This is a genomic window from Nostoc sp. CMAA1605 (assembly GCF_021596505.1).
GTDB lineage: Bacteria > Cyanobacteriota > Cyanobacteriia > Cyanobacteriales > Nostocaceae > Trichormus.
This window is the reverse complement of record NZ_PJIZ01000084.1, coordinates 22,581-31,469: the sequence shown is the minus strand read 5'-3', so window position 1 is coordinate 31,469 and position 8,889 is coordinate 22,581. Positions and strand designations below refer to the sequence as shown.

The following is an 8,889-nucleotide window of genomic DNA, read 5'->3' as shown; positions in this document are numbered from 1 at the left end:
TTGGTGTTGGCGGTTGGGCGTTACGACTTGAACATCTACAAACTCTATATTCCCCTTAACCTTGGTTTTATCTATTTGATTACCAACAGAAACTAACTTATTAGAACTAGCATTTTGGATCTCAAATTTAGCGTTATTGCGTAGGGTATTACCGCCTGGAGTGTTGGTATTTCCCAAATCAGCCAGTGCATTGCCAATTAAAGTCAAACCGTCATCTGTATTATTTTCAATGAGGTTATTACGCAATAGAGGACGACCACTCCCAGAACGACTATCCAGAACGGTTTTCGTAAATTTTGTTATCTAAAAGTGTGGGTGATGCAGTGTCACTAACAGCTATACCAAAGCCTGTTTTAAAGCAAGTATTCCCTTGAATTTTACCCTGAGAATTTTTAGCGATCGCCATACCATTGGCAGCATTCTCAGTAAACACATTACCAGTAATTGTGGGGTTGGCATCACCTGTAGCAAATACACCTTCCCGTTTGCAATTGATAAAGGTACAGTTAGCAATGGTAGGGGTAGTTGATTCCGCCCAGACACCACTACCACGACTAGCGGGATTAGTAACAGTTACCCCACGTAATTCTGCACTATCTAACATCACAAAGGTGACATTTTGTCCCGCAAAAGTCCGGCTGAGGTAGTTACCGCTACCTTCTATCAAAATGTTACTCCCTTTGTTAGCTTCGTTCCCAATCACTTTGACACCGAAGGGAACTGTCAGAGGGAAAGTTTCACCATTCTCGGCTGAGTATTTTCCCTCTGCTAGTTGAATAGTAGTGTTAGGTGATGCAACTTTTAGGGCTTGAGTAATGGTTTTGAAGGGGGCTTGTTGAGTACCAGGGTTGGTATTGTTGCCTATAGCTGGATTTACGTAAAGATTTTGTACCATATTTATACTTTAAGAAAAATACATAGTCATACTAACGCTAACTGTAAAAATAGCTAGCGATCGCTAACATTTGCAACATTGACTACCAAATCGTCGCCATGTATTCCAGAAATAGGGGTTTAGGGGTATGGGGGTAAAAATATCTATGATTTCTCCCCTACACCCCTACACCCTCACACCCTCACACCCTCATACCCCTCCCCATTGCAACCTTTCCATTGATTCGCTAGGCTATTGTTATCCTGTATCTCGTTATTTCTTTGGCGTGCTATGGATTTTGAAAGTAAAGCCACTACTCAAACTGCTACAGTCCGTAAACCCTTGGTGTTATTGCGTGATACTGAAGCTTTACTACGTCGTCCTGCGATCGCCACGCTTACACCTATTTTGCCACCAAAGCTGAGTAACACTTTACAAGTAGCCTCTAATTTGGCTGATGAATCTTTAGAGGAACTTGCAGAAATTAGCTTAGAAACAATTAGCGACATTGAACTTCAACCAGTCAGAATTCGCGTAGGTTTAAGCTGTGTTGGGTTTAGCGCGTTGATGATTTTAGTGTTATTGCTTTATTCCAATACATTGCACCCAGAAATGAATCAAATTCAACAGGTTCATCAGTATTGGTATCAATACATCTGGTTTGTTTGCTTGGGTGTAACTGGAATGTTTATTTTAGGTCGAGAAGCTATGCGTTCTCAACAATTCAAAGTTCAGAAATCCCTAAAACCTTAAATTGCAGTCTCTTAATAAAATGTAAACGTGTACAAGTTGAAGTCCCCGTTCCTTTACTAAGCAAATTTTTCATTAATCAAATCGGTTTTCTGTATAAAACTTAAGTTTTCATTAAAAACATTTATTCTACCGAAAAAATAAGGGAGTATATAGACACTTTCTAAGAATCGGTGGTGTTTAAAACCACGAAATTTTTAATAGGTCTGATTCTAATTTATCACTAATATTTGTATAAGAGTTTTTACGATTTAATAAAAACGATATTGTTTAAGTTACTTGATTAGGGAATCTACATGAAGCATGATGCGTTTATTTTTCCACCAGATTCAAAAAAGTCTTTTTTAAAAAATTATGACCCTGCATATCATGATGGTTATCATGACAAAGCCGAATCTGTGCAGAAATTGCATGAAAATATTCAAAAAATAGCAGCATATCAAGATATTCTTTACGCTCAAAATACATATGCGTTGTTAGTTATCTTTCAAGCAATGGATGCTGCGGGTAAAGATAGCACTATTAAACACGTTATGTCTGGAGTCAACCCCCAAGGCTTCCAAGTGTTTAATTTTAAAGCACCCAGTGCAGAGGAATTAGACCACGATTATTTATGGCGAACCAGTAAATCGCTACCAGAACGGGGACGCATTGGGATATTTAACCGTTCATACTATGAAGAAGTATTAGTAGTGCGTGTTCACCCAGAACTTTTTTACAAACAACAATTACCCCAAACTCTGCACGGTAATCACATATGGAAACAGCGTTTTGAGGAAATTAATAATTTTGAGAAATATTTAGTCAATAATGGTGTGATAGTTCTCAAATTCTTTCTTAACGTCTCCAAAAAGGAGCAGAAAAAACGTTTTCTAGAGAGAATTTCATTTCCCGAAAAGAATTGGAAATTTTCTGTTAATGACGTGCGGGAAAGAGCTTTTTGGGATGATTATATGCAAGCATATGAAGCGGTATTTCAGAATACTAGCACCGAATACGCTCCTTGGCATATTATCCCAGCCGATCGCAAATGGTTTACCCGCTTAGTAGTAGCTGATATTATTTGCAAAAAACTGGAATCACTTAATCTAAAATACCCTACAGTCAGTGCAGCACATCAACAAGAATTGATGCAAGCTAAGACTATTTTAGAACAAGAAGAAGAAATCTAGTAGTAAGTTAATAACAAGAAGAGAGTATCACAAAATTTTCGGTGACGAGTCTATCTAAAGGATGAAAACAAACTAAACTAAATAGGGTTTAATCTTTAGAGTCATCAAAAATTCTACACGATTTTTTGGTAAGTTTATAGTGGAGTGTAAGCATTTACCGCTTTAACTTCCAACTCCTTGATCAATAGCGAAGGAACAAGCTATGGATATTGCTGTCAAATACGATATTGAGGTTATCAAGGATGAAGCACGACACCTCATCTCTAAAGGACTTGTTAACCGTCAACAGCCAATTTATACGCTAAGTAAATATATTACAGAACGTGATTGGCCATTCTTTGAGCTAGAATTAGAAAAAAAAGAATTTTTGCTCAGAGATAGAATTATTGACTTGTTGAGTCATGAAAAATGGGAAGAAGACTAAAGCGATAATTAAACCTTTATTCCCATGAGTTAACATCTTTGATAAATTCACATCTCAAAATTAACAACAAATGAAAGCCCTCTAATTTCTTTGAGGGCTAAATTATAGGGATTGGGGACAAGGGAGAAGTAATGAGTAATGAGTAATGAGTAATGAGTAATGAGTAGTGAGTAGTGACTAATCAATTCAAAATACCCTGCGGGAAGCAAGCTACAAAATGAAAGATTCTGTTCCGCGTTCCCTGTTCCCTGTTCCCTAATGACTAATGACTAATGACTATTGACTATTGACTATTGACTGTTGACTAATGACTATTGACTAATGACTAATGACTAATGACTGATTATCAGTTGTAACAGGTTCTTTCGTCTCAAAAGTAGAAGATAGTTTACTAACAATCAACTCAACAAAAGAACCTGTATTTTCCTTCTGAAATACTGGCATATCTTGCCAGCAGTGGCGACAAAACCAATGGACTTCAGAACCACGGATATGTGGTAATAGTAAATCCGAGCAACAAGGACAGCTAATCATAACTGTAAATCCTTTTATTAAATTGTTATTGATTGATAATGAACGTAAAGTGAAGGAATAGAGCCTTTCATAAAATAAGTATTTCTATCTAGAAGATAATGAGCAAATCTGAGGTTTGTGTGAGGAAAAATATAATCATTAACACTTTGTAACTTTTGTACATTAAAGTTGAAGTGTTCAATCATTGGGATTGGGGATTGGGGACTGGGGACTGGGGAGACAAGGTAGACAAGGTAGACAAGGTAGAGTGTTTACCTAATGACTAATGACTAATGACTATTGACTATTAACCAATATCCTCACAAGATCCTCAAATTATCTCCCTATAAACATAGGTGTAAGACTTAAGAGTTATTGATGTAAATACTCCTTTCTCTTAAGTATCTGTTTAGGGTGTTAGGAATATCAAACATGGTAAATATACTGCTAAATCCTCCTACAGCTAATTCATCTTCTAGAGAACAAGCTTTAGTGTTACCTTTCAATCAAGTGGGTATTGCAGATATACTTCTGGTGGGGGGAAAAAACGCCTCTTTGGGGGAAATGATTCAGCAACTTAGACGCAAAGGTGTAAAAGTTCCCACTGGATTTGCTACAACTGCTTATGCTTATAGATATTTCATTTCTGCGGCTGGGTTAGAAGCTAAACTCAGAGAGATTTTTGCAGATTTAGATGTTGAGGATGTTAACAATCTACGTCAATGCGGGAAACAAGCAAGATTGTTGATGCTGCAAACCCCATTTCCGCAAGATTTACGGGATGCGATCGCCACAGCATACAATAATCTCTGTCAAGAGTATGGTGCAGATACTGATGTGGCTGTACGTTCTAGTGCGACTGCTGAAGATTTACCGGATGCTAGCTTTGCAGGTCAGCAAGAAACCTATCTAAATGTCCACGGCTTGCAAGCTGTTCTGGAATCTTGTCATAAGTGCTTTGCTTCTATCTTTACTGATCGCGCCATTTCTTACCGTCAAATCAAAGGTTTTGACCACTTTAATATTGCCTTGTCGGTTGGTGTCCAAAAAATGGTGCGTTCTGACTTAGCTGCTTCTGGTGTAATGTTCTCCATCGACACAGAAACAGGTTTTAAAGATGCAGCTTTAATTACCGCCGCCTATGGTCTAGGTGAAAACGTCGTCCAAGGTGCGGTGAACCCCGACGAATATTTAGTTTTTAAACCAACTCTACAACAGGGATATCGTTCTATTATTCAAAAACGCCTGGGTACAAAAGAAATTAAAATGATCTATGATCTAGGCGGCTCAAAATTAACTAAGAATGTCTCTGTTGCACCTTCGGAACGCAATATTTTCGCCCTAAATGACGAAGAAATCTTACAACTAGCTAACTGGGCTTGCATTATTGAGGAACACTATTCCCAAGTGCGTGGTGTTTATACACCAATGGATATTGAATGGGCTAAAGACGGCTTGACTGAGGAATTATTCATTGTGCAAGCGCGTCCAGAAACAGTGCAGTCTCAGAAAACCAAGAACGTACTACGTAATTATCGCCTGCAAGGAAAACCAGAAGAACAACCAAAACCCTTGGTAATTGGTCGTAGTGTCGGGGAAATGATTGGACAAGGTAAAGCCAGAGTGATTCTCGATGTCCATCAAATTGGTCAGTTCCAAGCTGGGGAAGTGTTGGTAACAAACCGCACTGACCCCGATTGGGAACCCATTATGAAACGCGCTAGTGCAATTGTGACTAACTCTGGTGGAAGAACTTGTCACGCTGCGATTATTGCTAGAGAATTAGGGATTCCGGCGATTGTGGGTTGTGGAAATGCCACTACTGTAATTAAAACTGGGCAAGAAATCACCGTTAGCTGTGCTGAAGGTGAAACAGGTAAAGTCTATCCTGGGTTGTTACCTTACGAAATTCAAGAAATTCCTCTAGAGAAATTACCCCGCACCCATACCCAAATTATGATGAATTTGGGTAATCCCGAAGAAGCCTTTGGTTTAACTAACATTCCTAACGATGGTGTGGGATTAGCGCGGATGGAATTTATCATTAACAACCACATCAAAGCCCATCCCCTAGCCTTGATTCATTTTGATGAGTTAGAAGATGAACTCGCGAAATATAAAATCGCTGAGTTAACCTCCCAGTACGAAGACAAAACCCAATTTTTCGTCGATCAACTCGCCCAGGGAATTGCAACCATCGCCGCCGCTTTCTATCCCAAGCCTGTAATTGTTCGTCTCTCTGACTTCAAGAGTAACGAATACGCCAATTTGTTGGGTGGTAGACAATTTGAACCTATAGAAGAAAACCCGATGATTGGCTGGCGTGGTGCTTCTCGTTATTATGATCCTCGTTACCGCGAAGGTTTCGCCCTCGAATGTCAAGCCATGAAACGGGTACGGGATGACATGGGTTTAACCAACGTCATTTTAATGATTCCCTTCTGTCGCACCCCCAACGAAGGACGCAGGGTGTTAGCGGAGATGGAAAAACATGGCTTGGTACGCGGAGAAAACGGCTTGCAAGTCTACGTCATGTGCGAACTACCGAGTAATGTGCAGTTAGCAGACGAATTTGCTCAAGTTTTTGATGGTTTTTCTATTGGTTCTAATGACCTCACACAATTGACATTAGGGCTAGATAGAGATTCCGAATTAGTCGCCCATTTATTCGATGAACGCGACGAAGCAGTTAAGCGAATGATAGCCAAAGCGATCGCCACTGTCAAAGAATACGGACGCAAAATCGGTATATGCGGTCAAGCACCCAGCGATTACCCAGAATTTGCCAGGTTCTTAGTAGAGTTAGGCATTGATTCTATTAGTCTCAACCCTGATTCTGTCCTCAAGACGATGTTAGAAATTGCTGCCGCAGAGGAAGGGTAAGTAGGCAGGGGGGCAGGGGGCAGGGAGCAGGGGGAGTAATGAGTAATGAGTGCTGAGTGCTGAGTAATGACTGTTGACTATTGACTGTTGACTATTGACTATTGACCAAGGACTTTCAACTATGTTCAAAAAAATCTTAGTCGCACTAAATAATAATGAAATGGGTGAACAGGTTTTTGAACACGCCTTGACTTTAGCTATAACTAACAATGCTGAATTATTGTTGTTACACGTTATCTCACCTTTTGATGATGATTATCTCAATGCTTCGGCAATGGAAACACAAGGCACCTACGGCACTTCTCAAACTCATGGCGTGGAATATTATGTGGGGCAATGGAAACATTTACAACAACAAGGAATAGATTTTTTAACACTACTAAATAATCAGGCGATCGCTAAAGGTATAACCTCTGATTTCACCCAAGAATTAGGCGAACCAAGCCGCATTATTTGTGAAGTCGCCAGAAATTCTCAGGCTGATTTAATTGTTTTAGGTCGTCGGGGTTTGAGTGGATTGAGGGAATTCTTTTTGGGTAGTGTCAGCAATTATGTATTACATCATGCTTCCTGTTCTGTGTTAACAGTCCAAGGGGAAATTCCTGTGAATACAAATCATCTGTCCGGCATTTGTACATAGTTATCAATGCCGTCAACTCTTATAAATAGGTATCACTGTATGTCATCTAGTAACTTATCGCAGCCATATTTAGCAGCAGAGTTATCTAATCCGCAAACTTTGCTAGCTACTTTACGTCAACTGCGGGAATCAGTCTATCAAGAGGGGCAAGAAATTTTTCAAAAATGGCGATCGCGGATTCATCGAACGGCTTTTATTGATAGTAGTATTAACCTTTCTTACTATTTAGCATTGCGGCGACATGATTTAAGACCCTTGCAAGCGGCCTTGATGCCTTGGGGTTTGTCTTCTTTGGGAAGAATAGAAGCGAGAGTTATGCCTAATTTAGATGCCGTGATTGCTACTTTAGCAGCAGTTTGTCATGAAACATCATATAGTCATCCTCCCATAGAAGCGTTTTTTGAAGGCGATCGCTTGTTGAAACACAATACCGAAGAGTTATTTGGCAAAACTCTCAACCATCGCCGAGTCAGAATCATGGTGACGTTGCCTACAGAAGCCGCCGGAAGTTATGAGTTAGTGCGGGATCTCATCCATCAAGGCACAAATTGTGTGCGGATTAATTGCGCCCATGATACTCCGAAAGAATGGTTAGCCATGATTACTCATGTGCGCCTAGCACAAGCAGAAATGGGTCGTACTTGCCAAGTCATGATGGATTTAAGTGGCCCGAAAATCCGCATTGGATGTGCAATTGCACCCCAAGCGAAACAACGCATATATCGCGGTGAATCTTTATTATTAACCCGCGATTTACCAACCACCATTAGTTCAACTTGCTTTCAAGCTAACTGCACCTTACCACAAGTCTTAGATAGCTTGGAAATTGGGGCTGAAGTCTGGATTGATGATGGTCATATAGGTGCGGTGGTGGAAGCGATCGCACCGGAAGGTCTATGGTTGCGAATTACCCACACTCGCCCCAAAGGCGAAAAACTCCACCCCGATAAAGGGATTAACTTTCCTTACACAGATTTAAATCTCAGTCCATTAACTGATAAAGATAGACAAGATTTAGATTTTATTGCTGCTCACGCCGATAATATTGATATTATCGGCTATTCTTTTGTTCAAAAACCAGCAGATATCGAGGTTTTACAACAAGAACTAGCAGACAGAATACCCAATCCAGAGCAAATTCCGGCGATCGTTGCCAAGATAGAAACACCCCTAGCGGTTACTAATCTACCAGAATTAATAGTACAAGCAGCCGGCAAACAACCCTTCGGTATTATGATTGCCAGAGGAGACTTAGCTGTAGAAATTGGCTATCAACGCCTCGCAGAAATTCAAGAAGAAATTCTCTGGTTGTGTGAAGCCGCCCATGTCCCAGTGATTTGGGCTACCCAAGTGTTAGAAAACCTTGTGAAAAATGGTATGCCATCACGGGCAGAAATGACCGATGCCGCAATGGCAGAACGAGCAGAATGTGTGATGCTCAATAAAGGTGCATATATCGTTGAAGCAGTGGAAATTTTAGACGACGTATTAACCAGAATGCAAACCCATCAACTCAAGAAAACTCCGCAATTACGGGCATTACATTCTTGGTAATTTGTAGGGAATAGGGAATAGGGAATAGGGAATAGGGAATGGGGAATGGGGAATGGGGAGACAAGGTAGATTTTTCCCA

General features: G+C 40.2%; 7 protein-coding genes and 1 pseudogene. 6 read left to right on the top strand and 2 right to left on the bottom strand.

Features of this window, described 5'->3' with window-relative positions:
* Nucleotides 1-895, bottom strand: a pseudogene (locus CV014_RS23030) (DUF1565 domain-containing protein); the annotation flags it as partial.
* A gap of 270 nt (nucleotides 896-1,165) precedes the next feature.
* On the opposite strand from CV014_RS23030, the gene CV014_RS23025 reads away from it, so the two are divergent.
* The 3 genes from CV014_RS23025 to CV014_RS23015 all read left to right on the top strand — a co-directional run bounded on the left by CV014_RS23025 (nucleotide 1,166) and on the right by CV014_RS23015 (nucleotide 3,220).
* On the top strand, nucleotides 1,166-1,627 hold the full coding sequence (locus CV014_RS23025; RefSeq protein WP_236144147.1) for a hypothetical protein: 462 nt from the start codon (nucleotides 1,166-1,168) through the stop codon (nucleotides 1,625-1,627).
* 293 nt (nucleotides 1,628-1,920) lie between these two features.
* Nucleotides 1,921-2,796 (top strand): polyphosphate kinase 2 family protein, encoded by an 876-nt coding sequence (locus CV014_RS23020; RefSeq protein WP_236144146.1) that lies wholly within the window; start codon nucleotides 1,921-1,923, stop codon nucleotides 2,794-2,796.
* A gap of 202 nt (nucleotides 2,797-2,998) precedes the next feature.
* Nucleotides 2,999-3,220 carry a DUF4327 family protein gene (locus tag CV014_RS23015; protein ID WP_236144145.1) on the top strand — a complete coding sequence of 74 codons (222 nt, stop codon included), beginning with the start codon at nucleotides 2,999-3,001 and terminating at the stop codon, nucleotides 3,218-3,220.
* Nucleotides 3,221-3,538: 318 nt separating this feature from the next.
* On the opposite strand, the gene CV014_RS23010 is transcribed toward CV014_RS23015, so the two are convergent.
* Entirely contained in the window at nucleotides 3,539-3,754 is a 216-nt protein-coding gene (locus tag CV014_RS23010; RefSeq protein ID WP_236144144.1) for a hypothetical protein, read from the bottom strand.
* 411 nt (nucleotides 3,755-4,165) lie between these two features.
* Here CV014_RS23010 and ppsA point away from each other — a divergent pair, with 411 nt between their 5' ends.
* From ppsA to CV014_RS22995, 3 genes are all read left to right on the top strand, one after another.
* Nucleotides 4,166-6,616 (top strand): phosphoenolpyruvate synthase, encoded by a 2,451-nt coding sequence (gene ppsA, locus CV014_RS23005; protein WP_236144143.1) that lies wholly within the window; start codon nucleotides 4,166-4,168, stop codon nucleotides 6,614-6,616.
* A 121-nt stretch (nucleotides 6,617-6,737) separates the two neighbouring features.
* Entirely contained in the window at nucleotides 6,738-7,256 is a 519-nt protein-coding gene (locus tag CV014_RS23000) for a universal stress protein (protein ID WP_236144142.1), read from the top strand.
* Nucleotides 7,257-7,295: 39 nt separating this feature from the next.
* Nucleotides 7,296-8,810 (top strand): pyruvate kinase, encoded by a 1,515-nt coding sequence (locus CV014_RS22995; RefSeq protein ID WP_236144141.1) that lies wholly within the window; start codon nucleotides 7,296-7,298, stop codon nucleotides 8,808-8,810.
* The last annotated feature ends 79 nt before the right edge of the window (nucleotides 8,811-8,889 follow it).